Genomic DNA, 26868 nt, shown 5'->3' with positions numbered 1-26868 from the left:
TATGAACGTATTGGTTACAGGAGCAACAGGGTTTTTAGGACAAAAATTAGCAATAAGATTAAAGCATATGGGTTATAAAGTAACGGGTATAGGAAGAAATAAAATAAAAGGAGAAATGCTGAAAAACTATGGAATAGAGTTTGTTTCACTAGACTTAGGAAATAAAGAGCAAACGGTAGCGGTATGCAAAGAAAAAGATTATATTTTTCATTGTGCAGCCCTTTCATCTCCTTGGGGAAAATATGAAGCATTTTATAAAAGTAATGTATTATCCACTAAAAATTTAATATTTGGGAGTAAAAAAACAAATATAAAAAGATTGATTCATGTATCTACTCCAAGCATATATTTTGATTACAAAGATAAAATGAATATTTCAGAAGATAGTGTGCTTCCGCAAAATCCTGTTAACTACTATGCTCAGACAAAATTATTGGCAGAGAATGAAATTAATCAAGCTTTCAAAGAGGGGCTTTCTTTAGTAACCATTAGACCAAGAGCATTATTTGGTCCTGGAGATACGACTATTTTGCCAAGATTAATACGTGCAAATAACAAAGGATCTATTCCTTTGATTAATGGAGGTAAAGCCATTATAGATACTACATATGTTGAGAATGTAGTAGACGCTTTGATTTTGTGTATGAATGGAAGTAAAGATACCTTAGGTAAAAAGTATAATATTACCAATGACGAACCAATGGCACTCATTGATTTATTAAATAAACTTTTTGACAAGCTAGATATTCATTTAAAAACAAAAAATATTTCTTTTCACATGGCCTATAGATTGGCAATGGTTATGGAATGGATATCAAAATATATTTTAAAGGGGAAAGAACCAATTCTTACACGTTATTCAGTAGGGGTTCTGTCAAAAAACCAAACACTTGATATAGAAAATGCGAAAAATGATTTAGGATATATTCCCAAAGTTGGTGTTGATGAAGGTTTGGATTTATTTGTTGAGTGGCTGAAAGGAGATGGATCTTGGATATTGAGTTGAAAATACTAAAAACTGGCTATTGCATACAATTAGAAAAAATCTCTATAAAAGAGGGACGTTTTAAAACTATAAAATTCCCTGCTATGGTTGTTCTTATAAAGCATCCGAAACAGGGCTATATATTATTTGATACAGGATACTCACATCATTTCTTTAAGGAAACAAAAAAATTTCCTTACTCAATATATAAAAAAATAACTCCTGTATATCTTGAGGAATCAGAAACCGTAGTTTCACAGCTAAAAAAATTAAATCTTTCGGCAAAGGATATTCAGTATATTATTTTGTCCCATTTTCATTCAGACCATATTTCAGGATGCAAGGATTTTCCTAATGCCAAATTTATATGTAGTAAGGTTGGCTATGAATCTATTCAAAACAAAAAGGGGATTAGTGCCTTAAAAGAAGGATTTATTCCTAATTTATTGCCAATGGATTTTTCTGATAGAATCATCTTTTTTGAAGAAAGACAGATAACAAAATTCCCAATAATAGAAACCCCTTTTGATCATGTAATAGATTTGTTTGGAGATAAAAGGATTTATGCAGTTTTATTATCAGGGCATACAAAAGGGCATTATGGAATATTTCTTAAAAGTAATAATCAATACTATTTTTTTATAGGGGATGCCTGCTGGAGCAGTAAGACATTCGAAGAATATCTACTGCCGCATTTTATTGCAAATTTTATTATGAAAGACAAAAAAAGCTATATGGAAAATGTAAAAAAACTTTATACTTTGCATAAAGCACATCCACATATTCATATCATTCCTAGTCATTGCCTATATACGGTAGAAGAAGCAATAAAAAATGTTTCATTGGAGGGAAAAAGTGATTGAACAACTAAAAATTTTAATGACATATTTAAAGAGTAAATATTTTATAAGGTTTCATAGTCGTGAAGTTTTGGAGAACTGGCAAGATAAAAAAATGAAAAATTTTTTAAAAAATATTGTTCCATTATCTCCTTTTTATAAAAAATACTATGAGGGTTTTTCCTATGATAACTGGAAAGAGCTTCCTTTGGTTGATAAAAACAGGATGATGGAATATTTTGATACGTTTAATACGGTAGGGATAAAAAAGGATGAAGCTTTTCAAATTGCTTTTCAGGCTGAAAAAACCAGAGATTTTAGTCCACAGATTCATGATATAACAATAGGTTTATCTTCAGGAACTTCAGGAAATAGGGGAATATTTTTGGCTAGTAAAAATGAAAGAATAAAATGGGCGGGAACCGTACTGGCAAAATGTCTTCCCTATTCTATATTGAAAGAGCATAAAATAGCTTTTTTTCTTCGTGCAAATAGTAATTTATATGATACGGTTGACAAAGGAAAGATCAAGTTCCATTTTTTTGATTTACTAGATTTAATGGATGACCATATAAAAAATTTAAATACGTATAAACCAAGTATTTTGGTAGCACCACCCTCTATGCTAAGTATGCTTGCAAAAAAAATAAAGACAGGTATGCTAAAGATTGATCCTCAAAAAGTCATTTCTGTAGCGGAGGTTTTAGATCCATTAGATGAAAAGTATTTGAGTGATGTATTTAATCAAAAAATTCATCAAGTGTATCAATGTACAGAGGGTTTTTTAGCAACTACCTGTGAATATGGAACGCTTCATTTGAATGAAGATTTATTAGTGATTCAAAAAGAATATTTAGACAAAAATTTAGGTAAATTCATACCCATTATTAGCGATTTTTCAAGAACTAGTCAGCCAATTATTCGATACAGGTTAAATGATATTTTAACAGAGAAAAAAATGCCATGTCCTTGTGGTAGTCATTTTACGGCTTTAGAGCAGATAGAAGGGCGTTGCGATGATTTGTTTTATTTTAGAAAAAAGGAGAGTGATACACTAATACCTGTTTTTCCCGATTTTATAAGAAGGGTTATTAGTTTATCTTCTGATGAAATAAAACAATATAAAGTGAATCAAGTTCGGTTGGACTTAATTGAAGTATTTTTAGAAGTTTCAGATGATAGAAAAAAAAATATGAAAAAAGAAATTGAGAAAAATTTAGAAAGATTATGTAATCAATTTAATTGTCTTATCCCTAAAATCCAATATATACATAAATTAGAGGAGCAAAATGGGAAAAAATTAAGAAGAGTAGAAAGAAAGTTTGAAATATAGATTGATAAGTTGTAGACGTTTAAAAAGAGATGTTCCTGTATAAAAACGGACACATCTCTTTTGGAATAAGTTTATACCAAACTGAATAAATCATTTAAATACTGAGTTGCTTTTTTAGGGTCATCTTGACCTAAGATTGCAGAAACGACAGCAATGCTATCTATTTTGTGGTTGATAATAGAAGATGCATTTTCTAAGGTAATTCCTCCAATTGCTACAATTGGAATAGATACAGCAGATTGAATCTCTGATAAAGTATTTTCAGAAACAAGTACGGCATCATTTTTTGTATTTGTAGGAAATACTGCGCCTACACCGATATAGTCTGCACCATTTTTTTGTGCATCTAAAGCAGTTTCTACTGTATTTGCAGAAATACCAATGATTTTTTTAGGGTCTAATATTTTTTTTGCAACGGTTAATGGTAAGTCACTTTGTCCTAAATGAACCCCATCAGCATCAATCGCTTGAGCAATATCTAGTCGGTCATTGATAATCAATGGAACATTATATTTTTTGCATAGTGCTTTGATTTTTAACCCATGAGCATAAAAAACTTTGGATGAAGATTTCTTTTCTCTAAATTGTAAAAGACCTACCCCGCCTTGTAATGCTAACTCAACTTTAGTATAGAGTGTATCAAAATCCATGATAGAATCATCTGTTACTAAATAAACACTTTTATTGAATATGGACATATTCTATTTTTCCCTCCTTTATGAAAGTTTTCATATTGTTCAAATTACCAACATCAAACCTGTGGTCGCCATGCCAAAAGAAACCTTTTTTTCATCAAATTTTACAAAAATATTTAAAAATGTAACTCTGACAGAATAAGCATCTAAAAAAGTCGTTGTTACAGTAGATAAAATAATGATGCGCAAACCTAATAATCCAAGATTTGTAGCTAATATCATACTTTTTCACTAGTCATTGATCATACCTGCCTTTTTATAGAGTTCATAGAAATGATGTGTAGGACCTACCCCATGGCCAATAGAAAATCCATGCACGATTGCGTTTGTGATATATGCTTTTGCTACCTTTACTGCTTCATCTATAGAGATTCCTTTTGCTAAATTAGCAGTAATAGCAGAGGATAAGGTACATCCAGTACCGTGAGTATGGGGTGTTTCGATTTTTTCTTGATGTAATAAATGAAAATTAACGCTATCATATAAAACATCTGTAGCCGTCTCTGAAAGATGCCCACCTTTTACTAATACATATTTAGGGCCTAGGTTATGTAAATCTATTGCAGCTTTTTTCATGGTTTCTAAATCTTCTATTTTATATCCTAATATTTCTTCTGCTTCTGGTAAATTTGGTGTGATCAAAGTAGCCATAGGCAATAAATTTTCGATCAATGCTTTTTTGGCATCTGGTTTTAATAAATCATAGCCGCTTTTTGAAATCATAACAGGGTCTAGAACCAAAGGCGGTAGTGGATATTTTTTTAGTGTTTTAGTGATGATATCAATGGTTTCTGTTTGAGAAACCATACCAATTTTTATGCCATGAACTGAAATATCATCAAAAATGGCTTCAATTTGATGCGCAATGACGGAAGGATCAATATCTTGTACATCAAAAACGCCTTGTGTATTTTGTGCTGTAACAGCTGTAATCACGCTCATGCCAAAGGTGCCATGTGCTGAAAAAGTTTTAAGATCTGCTTGAATACCAGCACCACCACTACTATCAGATCCTGCAATCGTTAAACAATGTTTCATAAAGATTCGCCTCTCTTTATTCTAATGGATTTTTTAATGCGCTTATTTGTAACAATAAAAATGCGATGAAGCGTCCGCCTAGTATACTTGTCATAAATGGAATAATAAAGAAAAATACAGTGGCGCTTGAATCTAATAAAAACTTAGCAATAGGAAATGAAAGGAGTGCGCCAAGGATTCCAGTACCAAAAACTTCGCCTAAAAGGGCACCAATCATACTTCATGGAAATGCCAGAAGCGATCCTGTTCCTAAAGCCATTCAAGGACCCAGCTAAACAGTAGATAGAATATTAATTGTGTGTTGGACAGGAAATATCTTTGCAACACCAATAGCAATGAGTAATGTTGAAAAGGTTAATTTTTTTGTGCCCATAATTTTGCTTCATTTTTGTATAAAACAGAATGATATTTATGAAAAGCAAAAAACACGAATCCAGTAAGGATTCGTGCAATATGTTTAAATATTTAAACACTGCTTCCCTACGCTGGCATGATCCAGATCAGGTCAAGGGTCAAAGAATCATCATTCTTAATCTCAGCTGGTTAAACCAGCCCCCCTAGCTTTAAAAATATTCTATTCGATCTCATGATACTACTCTTTGATAGTATTTACAAGAGAGAAATTCGAACAAAAAGTAAAAATATGAGTATTGTATAAAAGATAATTTGAAATTTTTACTAAATAGTATTAGAATAATATTTGGATAAACAAAAATAATAGAAAGAGGGCGATTACTATGATGATCATATATAGATACGGAATAAATAATTGGAGGAATATAAGAACAGAATAGAGAAAAGGAGAATATATGAATCAAAAAATTAGGATAATCGCATCAAAGAACAGTTGGATCGAACAAGACGCAATAGATCAGTTAGAGGGAATTTCATCCCTTGAGGGTATCGTAAAGGTCGTAGGACTACCAGACTTACACCCAGGAAAAACACCAGTAGGGGCAGCCTTTATAAGTGAAAATATCATTTATCCACACATTATTGGAAATGATATTGGCTGTGGCATGAGTCTTTTTATGACAGATATAAAAAAACATAAAGTAAATATCAGCAGATGGATAAAAAAATTAGAAACTTTTGAAAATATGCAAGAGATTGATATAGAGGGTTTTATAAAAGAAGATATCCCTTTTCTAGAGAAAATAGGAACAATTGGTGGTGGGAATCATTTTGCAGAGTTTCAGCAGATTGAAAAGGTATTTGATGAAGCGATTTTTGAAACATTAGGAATTAATAAAAAAAATATGATGATCCTTGTGCATAGTGGATCAAGGGGATATGGGCAGGAAATATTAGATGAAGTAATAAAAAAATATCATGCGCAAAAAGGATTAAGAGTAGGATCTAATGACATAGATGATTATCTTAAACAACATGAAAAGGCTGTAAAATGGGCAGAAAATAATCGTAAATGGATTGCCTATAGACTATTAAAGGCATTAGGAAGTAACACAGATGTTCAAAGAATATTAGATAGTACACACAATAGCATTACAAAGAAACATTTGGATGAAAAAGTATATTATATTCATCGAAAAGGAGCTGCACCAGGAGATTTGGGGCCAGTGATTATTCCAGGTTCAAGAGGAAGCTTAAGTTATATTGTTATGCCAAAGGAATGTGAGATTTCTGCATACTCCATTGCCCATGGCGCAGGACGAAAATGGAAACGTGGAGGATGCAAAGAAAAACTTGAAAATAAATATACAAAAAAAACAATAAAACAAACAAAATTTGGTGCAAATGTGGTTTGTAAAAATAAAAACCTACTTTTTGAGGAAGCTCCAGAAGCTTATAAGAACATTGAAAGAGTAATTGAAGATTTACTGGATGCAAATTTAATTACAGTAGTTGCGACCCTAAAACCTGTCGTAACCTACAAGGGATAGGGGCGATGATTCATGTGGGTTCAAATTAGTTCAGGTTCAGGGCCAGAAGAGTGTTCGTTAGGAGTAGGGCTTTTCTTAAAGAAAGTGCTGAAAGAATGCAAGCAAAAAGATTTGAAAATAGATATGATTGGTCATATTGATGGGAAATACACAGATACTTATAAATCGGTTCTTTTACGAATAGAAGGGCAAGGTGTAGAAAGTTACCTAAAAACGATAGAAGGAAGTATACTTTGGATTTGTAAAAGTCCATATAGACCGAAGCATAAAAGAAAAAATTGGTTTATCAATGTAGAGGCTTATAAAGAACAAGAAAAATATAGTTTTGACTTAAAGAATGTAAAAATCGAAACCATGAGAAGTTCTGGAGCTGGGGGACAAAATGTGAATAAAGTAGAGACATCTGTAAGAATTACCCATTTGCCAACAGGGATTACTGTTCGTGCACAGGAAGAAAGAAGTCAATATAGAAATAAAAAACTAGTACTTGCTATGCTCGAAAAAATACTTCAAAGTAAAAATGAAATAGCAAAAGATGATTTCAAAAAAGGATTGTGGGTGCAACACCAATCCCTTACAAGAGGAAATCCTGTGAGAACTTTTGTTGGCGAGAAATTTAAAATAAAGGAATAAATTTAAAAACTGTCTTTACGAAACAGTAAAGACGGTTTTTTTTTAGAAAATATACATACTATATTGTAAAGGAAGGAATATGTATAAAAAAATTGTAAAACACTTAGATTAGATACATAAAAAGAGGAAGGTGAAAACCATGAAATTTAATGAATATGAATACGAAAGAATAGATATGAAGGATTTTGAAGAAAAGTTTAATCTTTTGTTAAAAGAATTTGAAGAAGCAGAGGATCAAAAGACACAAGATGACTTGATCGTAAAAATAAATGATTTAAGAAGTGCATTTGAATCTATGGAACAAATTGCTTATATCAGACATACCATAGATACGAAAGATCCGATATATGAAGAAGAACAGAACTTTTTTGACCAAAATAGACCGAGTTATGATGGGCTGATTTCAAAATATTATCAGGGATTGATTGCTTCAAAATTTAAAGAGGGATTAAAAGAAAAATTGGGTGAGCAGCTTTTTTCAATTGCAGCGCTTACAATAAAAACTTTTTCGCCTGAAATCATAGAAGATTTAAAGTCTGAAAATAAATTAATGAGTGAATATACAAAAATATTATCTTCTGCAAAAATAAACTATCAAGGAGCCTATCGAACTTTACCTCAGCTGAGACCTTTTCAAATGTCTACAGATCGAGAGGTGAGAAAGGGTGCAAATGAAGAAAAATATAAGTTTTTTGAGGAACATGAAGAAAAGTTGGATAAAATTTATGACAAATTGGTAAAAGTGAGAACGATGATCGCAAAAAAATTAGGATATGAAAATTATGTACCTCTTGGTTATGCGCGTATGCTTCGGACAGATTATGATGCAAAAATGGTGAAAAAATTTAGAACGGGTGTAAAAGAACATATTGTACCTTTTGCAACAGAGTTAAGAGAAAAACAAAGAGAGAGACTGCATTTAAAAGAACTTATGTATTATGATGAAGATCTAATTTTTCCTGATGGTAATGCAAAACCTAAAGGGGATGAAAAGACAATTCTAGAAAATGGTAAGAAGATGTATGAAGCATTGTCCCAAAATACAAAGGTGTTTTTTGAGTATCTGCTGAATAATGAACTCATGGATCTTTTGAGTAAAGAAGGAAAATCGCCAGGGGGATATTGCACCTATATTCCTAAATATAAGGCACCATTTATATTTTCTAATTTTAATGGGACAGGAGACGATATAGACGTATTGACCCATGAAGCAGGACATGCTTTTCAAGTTTATGAAAGTAGAGGATATGAGATTTTAGAATACAATTTCCCAACACTTGAGGCTTGTGAGATTCATTCTATGAGTATGGAGTTTTTTACATATCCTTGGATGAACTTGTTCTTTGAAGAAGACGATAAATACCGCTTTGGTCATTTAAATGAGGCACTTCTTTTTATTCCATATGGCGTTTTAGTAGATGAATTTCAGCATTATGTTTATGAAAATCCCGATGATTCACCAGAAGAAAGGAAAAAAGTATGGAGGCAGATAGAAAAAGCATATCTTCCATATAGAGAGTATGATGGAAACATGTATTTAGAAAATGGAGGATATTGGCACCAACAAGGACATATATTTAAAAATCCTTTTTATTATATTGACTATACTTTAGCTGCTGTTTGTGCATTTCAATTTTTTGAAAAATCTAGAGAAAACTGGGATGAAGCGTGGGGTGATTATTTAAATCTTTGCAAAGCTGGAGGAAGTAAATCTTTTTTGAATCTTGTAAAGTTAGCTAAACTAGAATCTCCTTTTGAAGATGGATGTATAAAGCGTGTTGTAGAGAAAATTGAAAAATATATAGCAAGTATAGAAGATAATAAATAACGTTAAAGAAGAAAGTGAATAAACCTATAAAATAAAGGACAATCATTAATAGATTGTCCTTTATTTTATGGGAGTGGCTTATACAAAACATTTGGTTAAGATAGTAGGATGTAACCCAAAAATGAAAATTTGATAGAGGCTAAAAAAAGGGTAATATATAGGAAAATCATACCTGTTTAAGAACTTGTTTATAATCTTATTAAAGGATGATTTAGCTATTTTGTTGATAAATTGTTAAAAACTGAAGGCCCTTTTCTGTAATAAAGTTACCAGTTCTTCCTTTTTTTATAATAATGAGATCCATAGCATCCAAGTGCTTTATAATTCTTCTGAGTTCACTTTCTTGTAGTGCTAAAGCAGATTTTTTTAGTAATTCAAGAAGATGTTTTCTCCCTGAGGTCTTATTAATTTCGTTCAATAATTTTATTGCTTGAAGTACAGATATGCTGATTTTTAGATTGGTTTTTTCTTCAAGACAAATATATTCTTTTTTGAAGGGTATAGTAATTTGTTCTTTAGAATCAAACACAGGCTTTTGTATAGATAAGGCTGGAATAATGTAGTTTGGTAACGCATAAGGAGTTAGTAACGGTCCTTCATCTAAAGTTTTAATGTAATGAGCAACATTGCTGAGTTCTCTTATATTTCCAGGCCAATTATAAGCTTGTAAAATTTCAATACATGCATCGCTAAAATTGTATTTATAATTGGTAAAGTGATTTAATAAAAGTAAGATGTCTTCTTTTCGTTTTCTTAAGGGTGGTAACTCTAGCGGAAAAATGTTAAGCCTATAGAATAGGTCTCTACGGAAGCTACCGGTTTCTACCATTTCTATGGGGTTTTTATGGGTTGCTGCGATGATTCTTACATCAATATCAATAATATGATCAGCACCAATAGGGGTTATTTGTTTTTCCTGCAATACCCTTAAAAGTTTAGATTGTAGATGATTTGGCATATCACCAATTTCATCTAAAAAGATTGTGCCAGTGCTTGCCATTTCAAAAATCCCTTTCTTACCATCTTTTAAAGCTCCCGTAAAAGAACCTTTAGCATAGCCAAATAACTCGCTTTCTAACAAGTTTTCAGGAATCGCAGCTGCATTAATGGCAATAAAAGGTTGATTTTTCCTTTTAGAGACGTTATGCAAAGCTTGTGCTAGAACTTCTTTTCCTGTACCACTTTCTCCTGTGATCAATACGGTTAAATCTGATTGAGCAATTTTTTTGCTCTTTTCAATGATTGTACTGATGGTTTTAGATTGACTAACGATATCAGTAAAGGTATATTTTGCAACATGTCCCTTTTGTCTAAGTTTATGCGTTAGATTCTGTTCAAGTTTTTTGATATAAGTAACTTCTTGAAAGCTAAAATACATTTTAATATCTTTGTTATAATGAATGATCTCTTTTTTCACAACGTTGATGTATTTATTGTGATAATGAATTAAATCATCTATTGTTTTATGGTGATAATATTGTTTAAAATTCAACTCAGGTAAAATGTTATGTAAGTGTTTATCAATTTGATTCTTTGTTATATCTAATATTTCTCGAAAACGTTTATTATGGATGAGGATTTTCCCCTTCTGATCTGTTAATAAAATACCGTCATGGGATAGATCAAGAAGAAAATCTAGTTCTTCTGTTCTAACCAATAAGTTATTGTAGTTATCTTCTATACTATCATTAGGACTAAATATTTTCTGGTAGTAATCATAGAAGTTCATTTGGGTTTCTTTATCTTGAATTTTTAGGGTTTTTATAATAAATAGAATTGTTGAAATATCAATAACCCTTGAACCTACATCAATTTTATTCTCAATATAATTAGGAATGAGTTCTAGTTCTGAAGGAGAAATTGCAGTATGAATATAGGTATAACTTTTTCCTTTTTCAAAAGGAACGAGATTCACATGATTGACCCCAATGTGGTATAAAGAAGATACGGATTCAAGGACCGTCTCTATGTCATCATTTACTACAAGAACATCTGTGTCCTTTGGGATCGAGAAAAGAGGATAAACTCCGCTCTTTAGAAATGTTCTTTTAACGACTATGATATTTGAAGGATTTTCTACATAATCTTTTATCATATTTGCGCGACTTGAGGCCATCACTAAAATTAAATTCTCTTTAATAATGTCGTGATCCGTTAATTGATCAATATAATAGTTATTGATATGAACATTAGAACCAAACACATCTCGAATATTTTTAGACAATATCTTTCCTACAGGGTTGACGCGATTATTTTTAAATGCAGAATCAGATACGATCGCAATTGATTTCATTTTAATTCCTCCTAGCGTTATATGATATATTTTATACTAATTAGGTGCTAGTTTCAAAAAAATAGAAAAAATATATGAAATATTAATACATGGCACAGTATTTGCTTTATATATTCTTGAGGTGACGAAATGAAAGCAAAAATTAGGGTAGATGATTTTTTGAATAATCGTGTATTGACAAATCTTAAGACGAATGGAGAAGAAACTTATAGTTTGTTTTTTTATAATAAACCAAATATTGAGACAGATGTATATGATAAAGAACTTTATAAAATTGATTTAGATACTTTTCAGATTTATAAAATTGACCTAGAGTGGATACCAGATGATTTTTACATTTGTTATGAACAGATTATTTTTAAAAAAATAAAAGAAGGTCAATCAGAGCTATATACTTATCATTTGAAAACGAAGGATCTTCAATTGATGAATGTATTACCTTTGGAAGTAAAAGAGATGTGTATTATTGGAGATTTATTATATTTTACGGCTAGTTTAGAAAAGCTGCCAAAAGGAATTGTAGGGGAAGGCATATATGACTATAGGCTTCCAAAGTATTTAAATAATGTAGAAAAGAAAGTGACATATCTTTTTAAATGTGACTTAGAAGGGAAAGAAATTGTTTTATTAAACAAATTAGAGTTAGATATAGATCAAGTTTATTTTGATCTAAAATATAAACGGATCATGTATACTGCTTATAAAATTCAAAGCATTAAAACTGTAGCTACAGATGTATACACATATGAGATTAATGATCATTTAACATTAAAATGGACTGATCATCATTATAGGATTGGCTATATAGGGAGTGTTTCAAATAACCACATGATTTTTATGGGGATAGACTTAAGAAAGTATAGCAGAAACGATAATCAAGACCATTATATGATTGTTAGAGATAAAAAAGCATGTCATTTACTGACAAAATATAAGGATCAGAGCAATGAAAGACCAGGGGTTCTGACAGATAGTAGGTATCAAGTAGGTTGTCCTGTACGTATTAGAAACGGAGTATTTTACTATGTAACCGTTGACCGTTTTAAAGATACCTTAAGAGGTATTGACTGTGACGGTAAAGAATTTGTACTAGATAGTAGCTTGAGAACAATAGACAGTTATCAAGTTTTCGAGGAAGGAATATTGATAGCTGGTTTGGATGAGAATAATCTTCACGAACTATATTGGCTACAAAGAGGAAAACTCAAGAAATTGTCAAGCTATAATGAGTGGTTAAAGGGAAAAAATATTTCTAGTCCTGTCTATGTAAAGGGAAGTATAGATGGTTGGGTAATCCCACCTATAGATTTGATAAAAGGGAAAAAGTATCCTTCAATTTTAATGATTCATGGAGGACCCAAAACAATATATACAGATGTTTTTGCTTATGATATGCAAATTTTAGCTTCACAAGGTTATTATGTTATGTATTGTAATCCAAGAGGAAGTGATGGAAGAGGCAATGAATTTTCTAATATTCGAGGTGTATTTGGAGAATATGCTTATAAAGATTTAATGGATTTTGTGGATAATGTTTTAGAAAAGTACCCTCAAATAGATGAAAAAAGACTTGGTGTAACGGGAGGGTCATATGGTGGTTATATGACGAATTTAATCATAACAAGAACATCTAGGTTTAAGGCGGCTGTTTCGGAACGTGGAATTAGTAATATAATGACAGCGTTTTTATCATCAGATATTGGTTTCCAGTATACTTTTGAATATATGGGCAACAAAGATACACCATGGACGAATCAACAAATGTATGATCAAGCTTCACCTTTAAATATGGCGAATGTAGTTAAGACACCAACACTATTTGCACATGGTAGAAATGATATTAGGTGTCATTACACAGAATCGTTGAACATGTATAATGCTCTTTTATATCATGGCATTGAGACGAAATTCAGTTTGTATGAAGGGGAATCTCATAGCTTTACAGTAAATGGAAAACCAAGTAGCAGATTTAAAAGATATACAGAATTACTTGAATGGTTTGAAATATTTTTAAAAGGGGAGTAAAATGATGGAATCCATTAGCTTATTAAAGGAACTAGTAGAAATCGATTCTTCAACGATTGAAAAAGCCAATGAAGTAATTGATTATTTGGCAGCGTATTTAAAAAATAATGGGATACATGGAAAAATTTTAGAGTATAAAGGTTATAAAAGTTATGTTTCAACCATTGGAGAAGGAAGTAAAACATTGGTGTTAAATGGTCATTTAGATGTTGTATCCGGAAAAGAAGAACAGTTTAAGCCTTATATAGATGGAGATAGATTTTATGGGCGCGGTAGTGCTGATATGAAAGGAGGGGTAGTTGCGATTGTACAGGCGATGATTCGGTTAAAAAAGGAACCATTAAACTGTAAAGTAATGTTACAACTCGTTACGGATGAAGAAATAGGGGGCTTTCATTGTACAAGGTATTTAGTGGAGAAAGGGTACATTGGAGATTTTGTGATTTGTACAGAACCAACCAATATGACCCTTTCTATTCAAGCAAAAGGGATTATGAGACTAGATATAGTGACCAATGGTTTTTCGGCGCATGGAAGCCGACCTTGGGAAGGGGAAAATGCTATACTCAAATCTATGAGGAATTATGAGAAAATTGAAAAATTACCAATTTTAAGAATAGGGTCTGAATTTTATGAAAAAACTTCAATTAATCTTGCGCTAATCAAAGGAGGAGATATTTACAACAGGGTGCCAGACCATAGTTTTATGGGATTAGACATTCGATATGTCCCGCATATTGATCCAGAAAAAATTGTAAAAGATATAGAAGAAGTAGTAGAGGGTGAAGTCATTGTTAAGGTTATAGAACCAGGCATAAATGTTTCAGTAGAATGTGAAGATCTTAAAAATTTAATGAAGGTAATAAAAGAAGTTACAGGAATAGATCAGGTGAAAACATCAGGACAACATGGTTCATCGGATGCTAGATTTTTTACGAGTATAGGTGTACCAGCTATAGAATTTGGACCGATTGGTGAACATTGGCATGGAGATTCAGAATATGTAACAATGTCATCCGTTTTAAATTTAGAAAATATTTTAGTAGAATATGCAAAACAATTTCAATAATGTGATTAAAGGGGAAACCTTTAATATAAAATGAGAAAAGGAGAGAAAAATATGTCAAAAAGAATATTGTCATTATTTATGATTGTCATGTTATTAATGGGGTCAATGATTGGATGTTCAAGTAAACCTGAAAAACAAGGAGAAAAAGAGGCATCAAGTGGAGACGTGATTATGAAAAAGGACTTAACGATTGCATCAAGTGCAGATATTGCATCTTTGGATCCACAAGGTCATAATGATACGAAATCAGAAAGAGTATCCTGCTTACTATTTAACAAATTATTTAAATTAAATACTGATTTTAAGGTTGTTCCAGATTTAGCTGAGAAGTGGAGTCAACCTTCAGATACAGAGTGGGTTATTAAGATTAAAGAAGGGGTTAAATTTCATGATGGTACTGAAATGACTGCGAATGATGTGAAATTTAGTTTAGAAAGATCGTTAACTCAACCTAAAGTACAACATGTATTAAGTGGAGTAGAAAGTATTGAAGTCGTTGATAATTATACAGTGAAAATTAAAACAAAGAGTGCATTTGCACCATTCTTATATACATTAGTGCATGCGGGTGCATCTATTTTGCCTCAAGCTTATGTTGAATCAGGTGATAACTTTGCAAAGACTATTGGTTCAGGGCCATATACTTTTGTTGAGTGGGCTTCAGGAGACAAAGTGGTTTTAAAGAAAAATGAAGCATATTTCGATGCAGACAACATGGGTCAAATGGAGACTATTACTTTTAGAGTGATTCCAGAAGGAACAAGTAGAACGATCGCTCTTGAAACTGGAGAGGTAGATATTGTTGAGGAACTTCAAACTATTGATATGAGTAAAGTAGAAGAAAATGAAAAGCTAGCATTATATACAAAACCATCTACAACAATAAATTATTTTGGAATGAATAATGAGAAAGCACCGTTTGACAATCAGCTTGTAAGACAAGCAATGAATTATGCAATTGATAAGCAAGCGATTATGACTGTTGCCGTTAATGGCGCAGGGATAGAAGCAAAATCTGTTTTGGCACCTACGATATTAGGATATAAAGAATCAAATTATGCTTATGATCCTGCTAAAGCAAAAGAATTATTAGCAGCAGTTGGATATAAAGATGGTCTTGAGATATCCCTTTGGGCTTCTGGAGATGAAAGAAAGAGAATTGCAGAGGTGATTCAAGCAAATCTATTAGAAGTTGGAATTCAAGCGAATATAGAAATGTTTGAATGGGGCACTTATATTGATAAGCTTATGAAAGGAGAACATCAATCCTTTGTATTAGGTTGGAGTTCTAATCCTGATCCAGATGCAACACTAACACCTCTTTATTATTCAGAAAGTATTGGAGGAATGAACTTCTCAAGAACAAATGATAAAAAGGTAGATAAATTCATTCTTTCAGCAAGAGGTGAATTAGATTTAGATAAGCGTGTTGCAACATATAACGAATTTCATCAATACATTATGGATAAAGCACCCATTGCTCCATTGTTTGTAAAAAATAATGTTGTTGGTGCTAATGCAGGATTAAAGGACGTTGAGTTAAGTCCTCAAGGGTTATGGAATATTGAAAAAATTCATTACTAGAAGGTAAAAAATAATGAGATGATATAATCTTTTTAGTGTTATATTATCTCATTATCATTAGAAGGATCATAGCAAATAAGTATGGTCGTAAGAAATGGGGGGCAATATGTTAAAATATATTTTAAGACGATTATTAATGCTGATTCCAGTAATGATGGGTGTTACATTTTTAGTCTATTTTATCATCAGTCTAACACCTGGTGATGCAGCATCGATCATTTTAGGGGATGGTGCTACGGAAGAAGCCGTTATCGAACTGAGAGAAAAAATGGGATTTAATGATCCGATTATTCTTCAATATACAAATTATATAAAGGGACTTTTAAGTGGAGACATGGGCATATCTTATGATACTGGAAAAAATGTATCAACAGAGATTATAGCAAGATTCCCAAATACTTTCAAATTAACAGTGATAGCCATCTTTTTATCAGTAGTTATATCTATTCCTATTGGGGTAATTTCTGCAACAAGACAATATTCAATATTTGATAATATTGGAATGATTTTAGCACTAGTAGGTATTTCGATGCCAACCTTTTGGATAGGTTTAATGTTGATTATTCTATTTTCTCTAAATTTTAGTTTTTTTCCATCGGGAGGGATGGATGGATGGAAAAGTTTAATCCTACCAGCATTTACTTTGGCTATCGCTTCAACAGCAGGTATTACAAGGACAACAAGGTCATCCATGCTTGAAGTTATTCGCCAAGATTATATTAATACAGCAAAAGCAAAAGGGGTTAGCCGAAAAGTAGTAATTCGAAAGCATGCTTTAAAAAATGCATTGATTCCAGCAATTACAGTAATTGGATTAGAATTCGGTGTTTTACTTGGAGGTGCTGTATTAACTGAAACCGTATTCGCTTGGCCTGGAATTGGACGATTAATGGTACAATCCATACAAACGAAAGATACACCTATGGTCCTTGGATGCGTTATAGTATTTGCGTTATCCTTTAGTATTGTCAATCTGATTATTGACATATTGTATGCCTACATTGATCCAAGAATTAAAGCTAATTATAGTTAGAGAGGTTGTGACTTATGCGTGAAAAAGTAGAAGTAATCAATACTGATTTGAAGAAAAAGAAGGAGGATTTGAAGAAAAAGGCGAAAAAACGTAGTCAGATAGCGGATGTTTGGAAAAGATTAAAAAAGAGTCCAGCAGCAGTAATTGGAATCATCCTAATTATTATATTTATACTGATGGCGGTTTTCGCAAATTATATAGCAGATTATCAAACAGATGCAATAAAGATGAATGTTGTAAATCGGCTACAATCACCTAATAAAGATCATTGGTTTGGTACAGATGAATTTGGACGGGATATATTTGCAAGAATTGTATATGGAACAAGAATTTCTCTTTTTGTAGGGTTGATATCTGTGGGTATTGCATTAACGATTGGCGGAACGCTTGGTGCTATTGCAGGTTATTATGGTGGTAAGATTGATAATATGATTATGCGGGTTTTAGATGTTTTGCTGGCTATACCAACCATACTTTTAGCAATAACGATTGTAGCTGCATTAGGAGCAAGTATTATGAATCTAATGATTGCAGTAGGTATATCAAATATTCCAGGATTTGCTAGAGTTGTCCGAGCATCTGTTCTTAGTGTTAAGGATCAAGAGTTTATTGAAGCAGCAAAAGCGATTGGGGCAAGAGATCATACGATTATATTAAAGCATGTTTTACCAAATTCAATGGCACCTATTATTGTTTATGCAACATTAAAGGTTGCAACGGCGATTATGGCTACAGCATCATTAAGCTTTATAGGACTTGGTGTTGCACCTCCTACACCAGAATGGGGAAGCATGTTAGCAGGAGGGCGTAATTATATGCGAGACAGTATGCATATCGTTATGTTCCCAGGACTTGCGATTGTATTAACAGTACTGTCATTAAATCTTATAGGGGATGGTTTAAGAGATGCACTTGATCCAAAATTGAAATAAGGGAGGTGTCATTTTGAATAATAAAGTATTAGAAATTGAAAATTTACGGATTCAATATGTTACTGATGATGGGACCGTTGAGGCTGTTAATGGTATAAATATATGTATAGATAAAGGTAAAACATTGGGTTTGGTAGGAGAGACAGGAGCAGGTAAAACCACTACAGCTTTGTCTATTTTAAGATTAATACCACATCCTCCAGGAAAAGTAGTATCTGGTTTTATTAAATTAGAAGGATTAAATATTATGGATTTATCAGAAAAGGAAATGGAAAAAATCCGTGGTGGAGAAGTTTCTATGATTTTCCAAGATCCAATGACTGCTTTAAATCCTGTTATATGTGTAGGAGATCAAATTGCAGAAGCGATTCATATTCATCAAAATGTAACCCAAGAACAAGCAAGACAAAAAGCAAAAGAAATGCTTGAAATGGTAGGTATTCCAGGAGCTAGAATGGAAGAATATCCACATCAATTTTCTGGGGGAATGAAACAAAGAGTAATCATTGCTATCGCGCTATCATGTAGTCCAAAACTTCTCATTGCGGATGAACCGACGACAGCACTAGACGTAACCATTCAAGCACAAGTTTTAGAACTTATGAAAGAACTTAAGGAAAAGTTTCAAATGTCCATGCTTATGATTACGCATGATTTAGGTGTTGTTGCAGAAGTGTGTGATGAAGTGGCGATTATGTATGCTGGACGGATTGTAGAGCAAGGAACATTAATAGAAATCTTTACAAATACAAAGCATCCATATACCCAAGGGTTGTTTCATTCTATTCCGAATATTGATGATCGCAAAGCAAAACTCATACCGATTAAAGGGTTAATGTCAGATCCTTATAATTTACCGAAAGGTTGCTCCTTTTGCAATCGTTGTAATTATGCAATGACAATTTGTGAGACACAGAAACCTGAAAAAATTGAAATTTCAGATACTCATTTTGTTGCATGTCATTTGTATAAAGACAACTTAGATTTTCAACTTAGGCAGTAGCAAACAATAAAGTAGAAGGGGGATCACAGTGGGTGAAAAATTATTAGAAGTCAAAAATTTAAAAAAATATTTCCATACGCCAAAGGGGTTACTTCATGCTGTAGATGATGTTAGTTTTTCAATAGAACAAGGGAAAACACTTGGACTTGTAGGGGAATCAGGATGTGGTAAATCTACAACAGGTCGTGTAATCCTTAGACTATTAGAGGCTACAGATGGAGACATTTATTATAAAGGTCAAAAAATCAGAGATTTAAATTCAAATGAAATGAGAAATTTAAGAAAAGAAATACAGATTATTTTTCAAGATCCATTTTCTTCATTAGATCCTAGAATGACAGTTAGTGAAATTATTGAAGAACCCATTAGACTGCATAAGTTAATTACTAATAAAAATGAACGATTTGAACGGGTATTAGAATTGATGGAGTTAGTTGGTTTGTCTGAACGTCTAATCAATACATACCCTCATGAACTAGATGGCGGTAGAAGACAGAGAATTGGTATAGCGAGAGCCCTTTCGTTAAATACAAAATTTATTGTATGTGATGAACCTGTATCTGCACTAGATGTATCCATACAAGCACAAATCCTTAATCTTATGAAAGAACTTCAAGCGCAATTGGGATTAACTTATATTTTTATCACGCACGATTTATCTGTAGTCAATCATTTTTCCGATGATATTGCAGTAATGTATCTTGGAAAGATTATTGAAAAAGCATCGGCGGAGGAACTTTTTAACAACCCTATACATCCTTATACAAAAGCATTACTCTCTGCGATTCCAAGACCTACGATTGATAAGAAGGTAAAGAAAATTATTCTAAAAGGTGAAATCACATCACCCATTAACCCAGAATGCAATTGTCGATTTGCAAATCGCTGTAATTTTACAGAAGAGATTTGTAAAATGAAGGAGCCTAGCCTTGAAGAAGTCATATCGAATCATTTTGTTAGATGTCACTTATTCAAAGGATAATGGCTCTACGATATTATTTATGCGTTAACGGATACTTTGAAATTTGATTATGAATTTTAAAATAAACCAAAGAGTCATTTTTTGAAATGGGACTCTTTGGTTTATTCACTTTACCCTAACATCGCTTTTAAGCCATCTTCAAGCGTAGAAATGGGCGCAATATTGAACTTGTCCACCAATACTTGCAATATGTTTGGTATAATAAATGCAGGAAGTGTTGGTCCAAGGGGAATATTTTTTATACCTAGTGATAATAGAGTAAGCAGAATACCTACAGCCTTTTGCTCATACCAAGATAGAATCATTGAAAGCGGTAGGTCATTTACATCACAATAAAAGTCTATAGCTCAAAGATATTATTCGATAATAGAAAAAAATATATACCCTTTAAATACATAAGTTAGAAAATGATATAGTTCACAAGATAATCAAGGTTTAGTCTGTGGATTTCTGCTGCTTGTTCTAACGTTTCCATATCAGCTTGTACAGATTCTCAATAATCTTTGTGTAAACATCTCTCACTTTTCCATGGAAGTTTATCAGACTCAGCAATAGAAACATTGTTACATGGCATACTTTGCATGCGTCCTTTTATAAATATAATAATGCTTTATGAATAGTATATGCTATGACTTATATGACATTCTTAAAGTTTTTCTTTTCTATTATTTACATATGTTCATAAAGATGATAAAGTCATTAAAAGTAGATTGAAATTTTATGCATGTTTCTAATAAGGAAGGAACATATTGAAAAAAAGCCATACTTTATATATAATAGTGTAATGTGAACAATTTTATATACGCATTTACCAAATTTGCTGTATATACTTTTAGAGATTGCATAAGAAAAAGATTGATAATCAGTGTATATAGTAAATTAGAGAATAAATTCCTTTGAATTACAAAAAATAACTATGTCATCGTACATAATAAGGAGTTGATAATTGTGGGAGACAAAAAAGTGAAAAAACGTGAATTGCCTATCATTCCTCTTAGAGGTCTTTCGATTTTTCCATATATGGTTCTACATTTCGATGTAGGAAGAGAAAAGTCAGTCAATGCACTAGAAGAGGCTATGATAGATGATCAATTGGTGTTTTTGACAACACAAAAAGAAGCAGAAACAGATCTACCAACAGCAGATGATTTTTATCAAGTAGGAACCATATGTAAAATAAAGCAAATGCTAAAGTTACCAGGAGATGCGATTCGTGTCTTGGTAGAAGGAATTAGCAGAGCAAAAATAACAGAGATATTAGGAGAAGAACCTTATTTTAAGTCTGCAATAGAAGAAGAAATCTATGAAGATGAAATAGAGATTGACAAGGAACTTGAAGCATTAATGAGAACAACTATAAATGGGTTTGAAGATTACATAAGTTTTAGTGAGCGTATTTCTCCAGAAGTATTTATAAATGTTACAACGATAGAAGAACCTGGAAGACTTGCAGATGTAATGGCTTCTCATATGATCTTAAAGATCGAACAAAAGCAAGAAATATTAGAGGCTTTTGATCCTAAAAAGCGTTTAGAAGTATTATACAAAATACTTTTAAGAGAAATAGAAGTATTAGAGATTGAAAAAGATATTAATGTTCGTGTAAAAAAACAAATCAACAAAGTGCAAAAAGAGTATTACCTAAAGGAACAATTAAAGGCCATAGAAGAAGAGTTAGGGGAAGAGAGTGGTCTTTATGGAGAAGTAGATGAATATAAGGAAAAAATCAAGAAAATAAAGCTCCCTAAAGATGTGGAGAAAAAAGTAAATAAGGAATTAGACAGGCTTTTTAAATTATCTCAAAGCTCAGCAGAGAGTGGTGTCATTAGAAACTATGTGGAATGGATTTTAGATCTTCCTTGGAACAAACAAAGTAAAGATATGATCGATATTGAGAAAGCGAAAGATATATTAGATGAAGATCATTATGGGCTAAAAGATGTAAAAGAAAGAATTTTAGAATATTTAGCGATCAGACAACTTTCTAAAAATATGAAAGGGCCTATCATTTGTTTAGTAGGACCTCCGGGAGTTGGAAAAACTTCTATTGCAAAATCTATTGCAAGATCTTTAGGTAGAAAATTTGCAAGAATGTCCCTAGGTGGTGTTCGGGATGAAGCAGAGATAAGAGGGCATCGAAGAACTTATGTAGGGGCTATACCAGGAAGAATTATGTCTGCAATCAAAGATGCAGGTTCTAAAAATCCAGTATTCTTATTTGATGAAATTGATAAACTGAGTAATGATTTTAGAGGAGATCCAGCTTCCGCATTGTTAGAAGTATTAGATCCAGAGCAAAATAAAGAATTTACAGATCATTATTTAGAGGTTCCATTTGATCTATCTAAAGTAATGTTTATTACTACAGCCAATAGTTTAGGAACGATTCCAAGACCACTACTAGATAGAATGGAAGTTATAGAGGTATCTGGATATACAGAAGAAGAGAAATTGAAAATTGCACAAAGGTACTTATTACCAAAGCAAAAGAAAGAACATGGACTTCAAGAGGACAACCTTCAAATTTCAGAACAAACCATCCGAGATGTAATCAATTACTACACAAGAGAATCGGGTGTGAGAAATTTAGAAAGACAATTGGCTACCATTTGTAGAAAAACCGCAAAAAAAATCGTTGAGAAAGATATAAAATCGATTCGGATCAATACAAAAAATTTAGCTAATTACCTTGGTTCAAAACGATTTAGATATGAAAAAATAAAGGAAAATCATGAAGTGGGTATCGCAACTGGGCTTGCTTGGACAAGAGTTGGTGGAGATACTTTATCTATCGAAGTAACGACCATGAAAGGAAATGGAAAACTTGTACTAACAGGACAATTAGGAGATGTAATGAAGGAATCTGCAACAGCAGGGATCAGTTATATTCGCTCAAAAATTGACGATTTAAATATATCTGAGAATTTCTACCAAGAATTAGATATTCATATACATATTCCGGAAGGTGCAATACCTAAGGATGGTCCTTCAGCAGGCGTTACTATGGCAACGGCTGTTATCTCAGAACTTACAAAGATACCGATTAATAAAAATGTAGCTATGACAGGTGAAATCACCCTAAGAGGAAGAGCTTTGCCTGTAGGCGGGATTAAAGAAAAGGTGCTTGCAGCCAATAGAGCAGGGATCACGAAAATATTGTTACCGATAGACAATGAGAAAGACATAGAAGAAATTCCAGAAAATGTGCGTAAAAAACTAACTTTTGTTTTGATTGAGAATATGGACCAAGTCCTTGAGCATGCGCTAGTTCGAAAGGAAGAAAAAGATGAAGATTAAAAGTGCAGAAATTGTTATAAGTGCTGTAAAGATGGAACAATATCCAGAGGATGAAAAACCTGAAATTGCTTTTGCAGGTAGATCCAATGTAGGGAAATCATCTCTCATTAATCTCTTGGTAAATAGAAAAAAACTTGCTAGAACGAGTTCAAGCCCTGGAAAAACACAAACCATCAATTTTTATGATATCAATGACCAGTTTCGAATCGTAGATCTTCCTGGATATGGTTATGCTAAGGTATCTAAGAGCAGCAAAGAAGCTTGGGGAAAAATGATGGACATGTATTTAAATAATAGGAAAAACTTATTAGATGTGATTCAGCTTGTAGATATTCGACATGCGCCTACACAACAGGATCGACATATGTATAGTTGGATTAAGCATTTTGGTTTCAATGGAATCGTTATTGCTACAAAACTAGATAAAATTAATAGAGGACAAAGAGAAAAACACTTAAATATCATCCGAAAAGAACTTCAGATGACTAGTGAAGATATCTTATTACCAGTTTCTGTAGAGACAAGAGAAGGAAAAGAAGAAATTTGGGAGTTAGTTAATGAAATTTTCAAAGTGAATGAGTTTGATTTTGAAGAAGCGTTAATAAAATAGCTATTAAAAAATCACTGTAGTTTTGACTATAGTGATTTCTTTTTGAGCAACGGAAATTATGAACGTTAGTAAATAATTTCGTTGGCGAAGCGATTTGTTGCGATAGCAATAAGCGAATTTTATTTTTTTTCGGTTGCAATTTTTTGCCTTTTTTTTGGATAGATTGGACGTTTTAAAAATGGAGACTTAAGTTTGAGTTCCACAAGAAGAATAGATGAAACAATCAAAATACCACCAACAAATCCCCTTGTGCTTAATATTTCTCCTGCTATAAAATAACCAAAGATCGCTGCAAATACAGGTTCGCCTGTAAATATTAAAGCGGCATGTGTGGTAGAAGTATACTTTTGTGCGATATTTTGGATGATGAATGCACCAGATGTACAAAAGAAGCTTAATGATACAATATCAATCCATACATTTTTACTGGTAGGGATGGTAGGAGATTCAAACAAAAAACTTATGAGCATACTTAAAATGCATACAACAGTAATTTGTAAAATAGCTAAATTAATAGGATCTGCTTTTGCTGAATATTTTGCAATAGCTAAAATTTGCAAAGCAAAGCAAATTGCACAGAGGAATGAATAAAAATCACCTATATTTAAACTTAAATTCCCATCTAGCGTAAGTAAAGCCAATCCCATTGTAGAAAATATAACTCCCGCTATAGCCATGAGTTTAGGCGGTTTTTTTAATAAAAGTGCTGAAAAAATAGGAACAAAAATAACACATAAACTACTTATGAAAGCAGATTTAGATGCAGTGGTGTAGTTAAGTCCAGCTGTTTGAAAGGCATAACCTAAAAACATGGTAAACCCGATCAAAACACCATATTTTATTGTAGTTTTATCTATTTTTAAAATCTTTTTATGAAAAACAACTATACAGATTATGCCAGCAATAAAAAATCGAATGGATAAAAAATTGAAAGTGGCCAGTGCATCTAATGAATTTTTCGTCAGAATAAAAGAGATTCCCCAAGATAAGGTGACAACAAGTAATGCTAAATCTGCCTTATATTGTTTATTCATATTTTAATCCCCCTATGATATACTAGTAATCTGAAAATAGTTTATCACAAAATACAAAAAGCTTCCATAAGATTCTATGGAAGCTTTTATAAACGACTTGATTTATTCTTCAGGCTCGAACATATCTTTTGAAACACCGCAAACAGGACATACCCAATCTTCAGGAATATCTTCGAATGCTGTACCAGGATCTATGTCACTATCTGGATCGCCTACCTCTGGATCATAAATATAACCACATGGAACACATTTGTATTTTTTCATCATTTATTCTCCTCTCAGTATAAAAAATTTTATCTAGAAACATTTTACCCACTTATAGATTGTGTTAAACAAAAAATCAAATAATTTATTTTTTTAGTGAGGAAGAATAGTATTGTGTTTTATTTATTGTAGATAAAATGTATAAGAAAAGAATCTATACTTTTATGGCGAATGGATTGACACAAATGGATAAGTCCTATAGAATTTTTAGTAAAGTAAATGTTATATAGCTTAATGCAAGCTGAAAGGAAGAAAAAATGAATCAGATGGTAAAAATGTTTTTAATATTTATAAAGATAGGTACCTTTACTTTAGGTGGAGGGTATGCAATGATTCCTCTGATCCAAGAAGAAATTGTAGAAAAGAATAAGTGGATTGAAGAAGAAGAATTTATTGATAGTATTGCGTTAGCCCAAAGTATACCTGGGGCATTGGCTATTAATAGTTCTACTTACATCGGATATAGACTCTTTGGTTTAAAAGGGGCATTATTAGGATGTCTAGGAGCAATGATGCCCTCTGTAATCATTATTTTAATCGTTGCTACGTTTTTTACAAAGTTTCAAAATATGACATGGATTGAATCTATGTTTAAAGGCATACGACCAGCTGTAGTAGCTTTGATTGTAGCATCTGTTATGAAACTAGGGAAATCATTACCCAAAAGTTTTTTAAATATAGCTTGGGTGATTGGAACCGTATTAGGGATTGTCCTATTTCATATACATCCAATACTGATCATTATTTTTTCGGGATTACTCGGATATAAGCTTTTTAAGGGAGAAAAATTTGATGAAAACAATTCTTGAAATATTTTTTGCATTTATAAAAATCGGTTCTTTTAGCTTTGGTGGTGGCTTGGCTATGTTGCCACTTATAGAAAAAGAGATTGTAATCAATCATCACTGGATTACATCAAAAGAATTTGTAGATATTATCGCGATTGCACAAATGACACCAGGCCCCATAGCTGTAAACTCTTCTACATTTGTAGGATATAAAGTTGCATCCGTGTTGGGGGCGTTGGCAGGGAGTGTTGGGGTTGTCATCACATCCTTTATATTGATTACGATCGTCGCAAAGTATTTTGTACAAGTTAAGGATCATAAAGCGACAAAAGCTGTATTTAAAGGAATTAGACCTGCTGTATTGGGACTTATATTAAGTGCAGGCGTATCTGTTGGAAAGACTGCTTTGATAGATTTTAAAAGTATCTTTATTGCTATTGTTGTATTTTGGGGTTTAATAAAGCTGAAACTTCATCCAATACTGGGTATTGGATTAGCAGCTGCAATGGGCGCTTTTTTATATTAAAAGAAAACCAGAAGATAGGTTATTGAATGGTGTTTAGTATCCTAATTATTTTTATAGATTATGCTATATATGGAATATGAGAGTAGTCACGGAAACTAATGTATAAAATTTAATTTTTATGCAATACATTAAAAATCCATAAATTTTATCATTAGAGCTCATTTTTATATAAA

General features: G+C 32.3%; 25 protein-coding genes and 1 riboswitch. Of the genes, 17 read left to right on the top strand and 8 right to left on the bottom strand.

Features of this window, described 5'->3' with window-relative positions; translation table 11 throughout:
• Nucleotide 1 precedes the first annotated feature (1 nt).
• From EV214_RS16150 to EV214_RS16140, 3 genes are read left to right on the top strand one after another with little or no spacing between them, the layout of a single operon-like run.
• Nucleotides 2-1006, top strand: a complete 1005-nt coding sequence (locus tag EV214_RS16150) for an NAD-dependent epimerase/dehydratase family protein (protein ID WP_132247621.1) — start codon at nt 2-4, stop codon at nt 1004-1006.
• A complete protein-coding gene (locus tag EV214_RS16145) occupies nt 991-1848 on the top strand; it encodes an MBL fold metallo-hydrolase (protein ID WP_132247619.1) in 858 nt (285 codons plus the stop codon). The genes EV214_RS16150 and EV214_RS16145 overlap by 16 nt, the downstream gene beginning before the upstream one ends.
• Nucleotides 1841-3157, top strand: coding sequence for a F390 synthetase-related protein (locus tag EV214_RS16140; RefSeq protein ID WP_207669716.1), 1317 nt, complete (start codon nt 1841-1843; stop codon nt 3155-3157). Before EV214_RS16145 ends, EV214_RS16140 begins: the two co-directional genes overlap by 8 nt.
• 71 nt (nt 3158-3228) lie before the next feature.
• On the opposite strand, the gene thiE is transcribed toward EV214_RS16140, so the two are convergent.
• From thiE to EV214_RS19520, 4 genes are read right to left on the bottom strand one after another with little or no spacing between them, the layout of a single operon-like run.
• Nucleotides 3229-3855 carry a thiamine phosphate synthase gene (thiE, locus tag EV214_RS16135; RefSeq protein WP_132247615.1) on the bottom strand — a complete coding sequence of 209 codons (627 nt, stop codon included), beginning with the start codon at nt 3853-3855 and terminating at the stop codon, nt 3229-3231.
• 39 nt (nt 3856-3894) lie between these two features.
• Nucleotides 3895-4041 (bottom strand): hypothetical protein, encoded by a 147-nt coding sequence (locus EV214_RS16130; protein WP_165916425.1) that lies wholly within the window; start codon nt 4039-4041, stop codon nt 3895-3897.
• Between the two features lie 42 nt (nt 4042-4083).
• The gene (gene thiD, locus EV214_RS16125) at nt 4084-4890 is read right to left on the bottom strand and encodes a bifunctional hydroxymethylpyrimidine kinase/phosphomethylpyrimidine kinase (RefSeq protein ID WP_132247611.1); all 807 of its coding nucleotides are present in this window, start codon (nt 4888-4890) and stop codon (nt 4084-4086) included.
• A 16-nt stretch (nt 4891-4906) separates the two neighbouring features.
• On the bottom strand, nt 4907-5107 hold the full coding sequence (locus tag EV214_RS19520) for an energy coupling factor transporter S component ThiW (RefSeq protein ID WP_330571327.1): 201 nt from the start codon (nt 5105-5107) through the stop codon (nt 4907-4909).
• Nucleotides 5108-5350: 243 nt separating this feature from the next.
• Nucleotides 5351-5459, bottom strand: a riboswitch (TPP riboswitch).
• Nucleotides 5460-5699: 240 nt separating this feature from the next.
• Between EV214_RS19520 and EV214_RS16115 the strand changes: the two genes are divergently transcribed.
• The 3 genes from EV214_RS16115 to EV214_RS16105 all read left to right on the top strand — a co-directional run bounded on the left by EV214_RS16115 (nt 5700) and on the right by EV214_RS16105 (nt 9255).
• A complete protein-coding gene (locus tag EV214_RS16115; protein ID WP_132247609.1) occupies nt 5700-6794 on the top strand; it encodes an RNA ligase RtcB family protein in 1095 nt (364 codons plus the stop codon).
• A gap of 12 nt (nt 6795-6806) precedes the next feature.
• Nucleotides 6807-7427: a peptide chain release factor H gene (prfH, locus tag EV214_RS16110; RefSeq protein WP_132247607.1), complete on the top strand. Its 621-nt coding sequence runs from the start codon at nt 6807-6809 to the stop codon at nt 7425-7427.
• Nucleotides 7428-7566: 139 nt separating this feature from the next.
• Nucleotides 7567-9255 carry a M3 family oligoendopeptidase gene (locus EV214_RS16105; protein WP_132247605.1) on the top strand — a complete coding sequence of 563 codons (1689 nt, stop codon included), beginning with the start codon at nt 7567-7569 and terminating at the stop codon, nt 9253-9255.
• A 211-nt stretch (nt 9256-9466) separates the two neighbouring features.
• Here the strand turns inward: EV214_RS16105 and EV214_RS19430 are convergent, their stop codons facing one another.
• On the bottom strand, nt 9467-11548 hold the full coding sequence (locus EV214_RS19430) for a sigma-54 interaction domain-containing protein (RefSeq protein WP_132247603.1): 2082 nt from the start codon (nt 11546-11548) through the stop codon (nt 9467-9469).
• Nucleotides 11549-11677: 129 nt separating this feature from the next.
• On the opposite strand from EV214_RS19430, the gene EV214_RS16095 reads away from it, so the two are divergent.
• The 7 genes from EV214_RS16095 (at nt 11678) to EV214_RS16065 (ending at nt 20176) form a co-directional block, all read left to right on the top strand.
• Nucleotides 11678-13573 (top strand): alpha/beta hydrolase family protein, encoded by a 1896-nt coding sequence (locus EV214_RS16095; protein ID WP_132247601.1) that lies wholly within the window; start codon nt 11678-11680, stop codon nt 13571-13573.
• A gap of 1 nt (nt 13574) precedes the next feature.
• Nucleotides 13575-14642 carry a M20 family metallopeptidase gene (locus tag EV214_RS16090; RefSeq protein ID WP_132247599.1) on the top strand — a complete coding sequence of 356 codons (1068 nt, stop codon included), beginning with the start codon at nt 13575-13577 and terminating at the stop codon, nt 14640-14642.
• Between the two features lie 51 nt (nt 14643-14693).
• Entirely contained in the window at nt 14694-16226 is a 1533-nt protein-coding gene (locus EV214_RS16085; RefSeq protein WP_165916424.1) for an ABC transporter substrate-binding protein, read from the top strand.
• Nucleotides 16227-16332: 106 nt separating this feature from the next.
• Nucleotides 16333-17259, top strand: a complete 927-nt coding sequence (locus tag EV214_RS16080) for an ABC transporter permease (protein ID WP_132247595.1) — start codon at nt 16333-16335, stop codon at nt 17257-17259.
• Nucleotides 17260-17273: 14 nt separating this feature from the next.
• Nucleotides 17274-18191 carry an ABC transporter permease gene (locus EV214_RS16075; protein ID WP_132247593.1) on the top strand — a complete coding sequence of 306 codons (918 nt, stop codon included), beginning with the start codon at nt 17274-17276 and terminating at the stop codon, nt 18189-18191.
• Nucleotides 18192-18204: 13 nt separating this feature from the next.
• Nucleotides 18205-19194: an ABC transporter ATP-binding protein gene (locus tag EV214_RS16070; protein ID WP_279233144.1), complete on the top strand. Its 990-nt coding sequence runs from the start codon at nt 18205-18207 to the stop codon at nt 19192-19194.
• A gap of 28 nt (nt 19195-19222) precedes the next feature.
• A complete protein-coding gene (locus tag EV214_RS16065) occupies nt 19223-20176 on the top strand; it encodes an ABC transporter ATP-binding protein (protein WP_132247589.1) in 954 nt (317 codons plus the stop codon).
• Nucleotides 20177-20286: 110 nt separating this feature from the next.
• Here EV214_RS16065 and EV214_RS19570 read toward each other — a convergent pair whose 3' ends face one another.
• A complete protein-coding gene (locus EV214_RS19570; protein WP_408631312.1) occupies nt 20287-20520 on the bottom strand; it encodes a hypothetical protein in 234 nt (77 codons plus the stop codon).
• Nucleotides 20521-21124: 604 nt separating this feature from the next.
• Here EV214_RS19570 and lon point away from each other — a divergent pair.
• Together lon and yihA are read left to right on the top strand one after the other, a co-directional pair.
• On the top strand, nt 21125-23473 hold the full coding sequence (gene lon / locus EV214_RS16055; RefSeq protein WP_132247587.1) for an endopeptidase La: 2349 nt from the start codon (nt 21125-21127) through the stop codon (nt 23471-23473).
• Nucleotides 23463-24083, top strand: a complete 621-nt coding sequence (yihA, locus tag EV214_RS16050; protein ID WP_132247585.1) for a ribosome biogenesis GTP-binding protein YihA/YsxC — start codon at nt 23463-23465, stop codon at nt 24081-24083. The genes lon and yihA overlap by 11 nt, the downstream gene beginning before the upstream one ends.
• Before the next feature lie 119 nt (nt 24084-24202).
• Here yihA and EV214_RS16045 read toward each other — a convergent pair whose 3' ends face one another.
• Together EV214_RS16045 and rd are read right to left on the bottom strand one after the other, a co-directional pair.
• Entirely contained in the window at nt 24203-25117 is a 915-nt protein-coding gene (locus EV214_RS16045; protein WP_132247583.1) for a DMT family transporter, read from the bottom strand.
• Nucleotides 25118-25219: 102 nt separating this feature from the next.
• Nucleotides 25220-25381, bottom strand: a complete 162-nt coding sequence (gene rd, locus EV214_RS16040; RefSeq protein WP_132247581.1) for a rubredoxin — start codon at nt 25379-25381, stop codon at nt 25220-25222.
• A gap of 257 nt (nt 25382-25638) precedes the next feature.
• On the opposite strand from rd, the gene EV214_RS16035 reads away from it, so the two are divergent.
• Both EV214_RS16035 and EV214_RS16030 read left to right on the top strand, forming a co-directional pair.
• Nucleotides 25639-26190, top strand: coding sequence for a chromate transporter (locus tag EV214_RS16035; protein WP_132247579.1), 552 nt, complete (start codon nt 25639-25641; stop codon nt 26188-26190).
• On the top strand, nt 26174-26695 hold the full coding sequence (locus tag EV214_RS16030) for a chromate transporter (RefSeq protein WP_132247577.1): 522 nt from the start codon (nt 26174-26176) through the stop codon (nt 26693-26695). The genes EV214_RS16035 and EV214_RS16030 overlap by 17 nt, the downstream gene beginning before the upstream one ends.
• The last annotated feature ends 173 nt before the right edge of the window (nt 26696-26868 follow it).

Source organism: Marinisporobacter balticus (genome assembly GCF_004345705.1).
In the GTDB taxonomy this organism is placed as follows: Bacteria; Bacillota; Clostridia; order Peptostreptococcales; family Thermotaleaceae; genus Marinisporobacter; species Marinisporobacter balticus.
Note: the sequence above shows the minus strand (reverse complement) of the source record. Positions and strands in the feature narration are given on the sequence as shown.

Coding starts and splice junctions, on each gene's coding strand:
- thiE (WP_132247615.1), bottom strand. CDS start 3,855: ATGTCCATATTCAATAAAAGTGTTTATTTAGTAACAGATGATTCTATC.
- EV214_RS16150 (WP_132247621.1), top strand. CDS start 2: ATGAACGTATTGGTTACAGGAGCAACAGGGTTTTTAGGACAAAAATTA.
- EV214_RS16085 (WP_165916424.1), top strand. CDS start 14,694: ATGTCAAAAAGAATATTGTCATTATTTATGATTGTCATGTTATTAATG.
- EV214_RS16075 (WP_132247593.1), top strand. CDS start 17,274: ATGCGTGAAAAAGTAGAAGTAATCAATACTGATTTGAAGAAAAAGAAG.
- EV214_RS16115 (WP_132247609.1), top strand. CDS start 5,700: ATGAATCAAAAAATTAGGATAATCGCATCAAAGAACAGTTGGATCGAA.
- thiD (WP_132247611.1), bottom strand. CDS start 4,890: ATGAAACATTGTTTAACGATTGCAGGATCTGATAGTAGTGGTGGTGCT.
- EV214_RS16095 (WP_132247601.1), top strand. CDS start 11,678: ATGAAAGCAAAAATTAGGGTAGATGATTTTTTGAATAATCGTGTATTG.
- EV214_RS16080 (WP_132247595.1), top strand. CDS start 16,333: ATGTTAAAATATATTTTAAGACGATTATTAATGCTGATTCCAGTAATG.
- EV214_RS19520 (WP_330571327.1), bottom strand. CDS start 5,107: ATGATTGGTGCCCTTTTAGGCGAAGTTTTTGGTACTGGAATCCTTGGC.
- EV214_RS16090 (WP_132247599.1), top strand. CDS start 13,575: ATGATGGAATCCATTAGCTTATTAAAGGAACTAGTAGAAATCGATTCT.
- EV214_RS16035 (WP_132247579.1), top strand. CDS start 25,639: ATGAATCAGATGGTAAAAATGTTTTTAATATTTATAAAGATAGGTACC.
- prfH (WP_132247607.1), top strand. CDS start 6,807: ATGTGGGTTCAAATTAGTTCAGGTTCAGGGCCAGAAGAGTGTTCGTTA.
- EV214_RS16030 (WP_132247577.1), top strand. CDS start 26,174: ATGAAAACAATTCTTGAAATATTTTTTGCATTTATAAAAATCGGTTCT.
- EV214_RS16105 (WP_132247605.1), top strand. CDS start 7,567: ATGAAATTTAATGAATATGAATACGAAAGAATAGATATGAAGGATTTT.
- yihA (WP_132247585.1), top strand. CDS start 23,463: ATGAAGATTAAAAGTGCAGAAATTGTTATAAGTGCTGTAAAGATGGAA.
- EV214_RS16045 (WP_132247583.1), bottom strand. CDS start 25,117: ATGAATAAACAATATAAGGCAGATTTAGCATTACTTGTTGTCACCTTA.
- rd (WP_132247581.1), bottom strand. CDS start 25,381: ATGAAAAAATACAAATGTGTTCCATGTGGTTATATTTATGATCCAGAG.
- EV214_RS19430 (WP_132247603.1), bottom strand. CDS start 11,548: ATGAAATCAATTGCGATCGTATCTGATTCTGCATTTAAAAATAATCGC.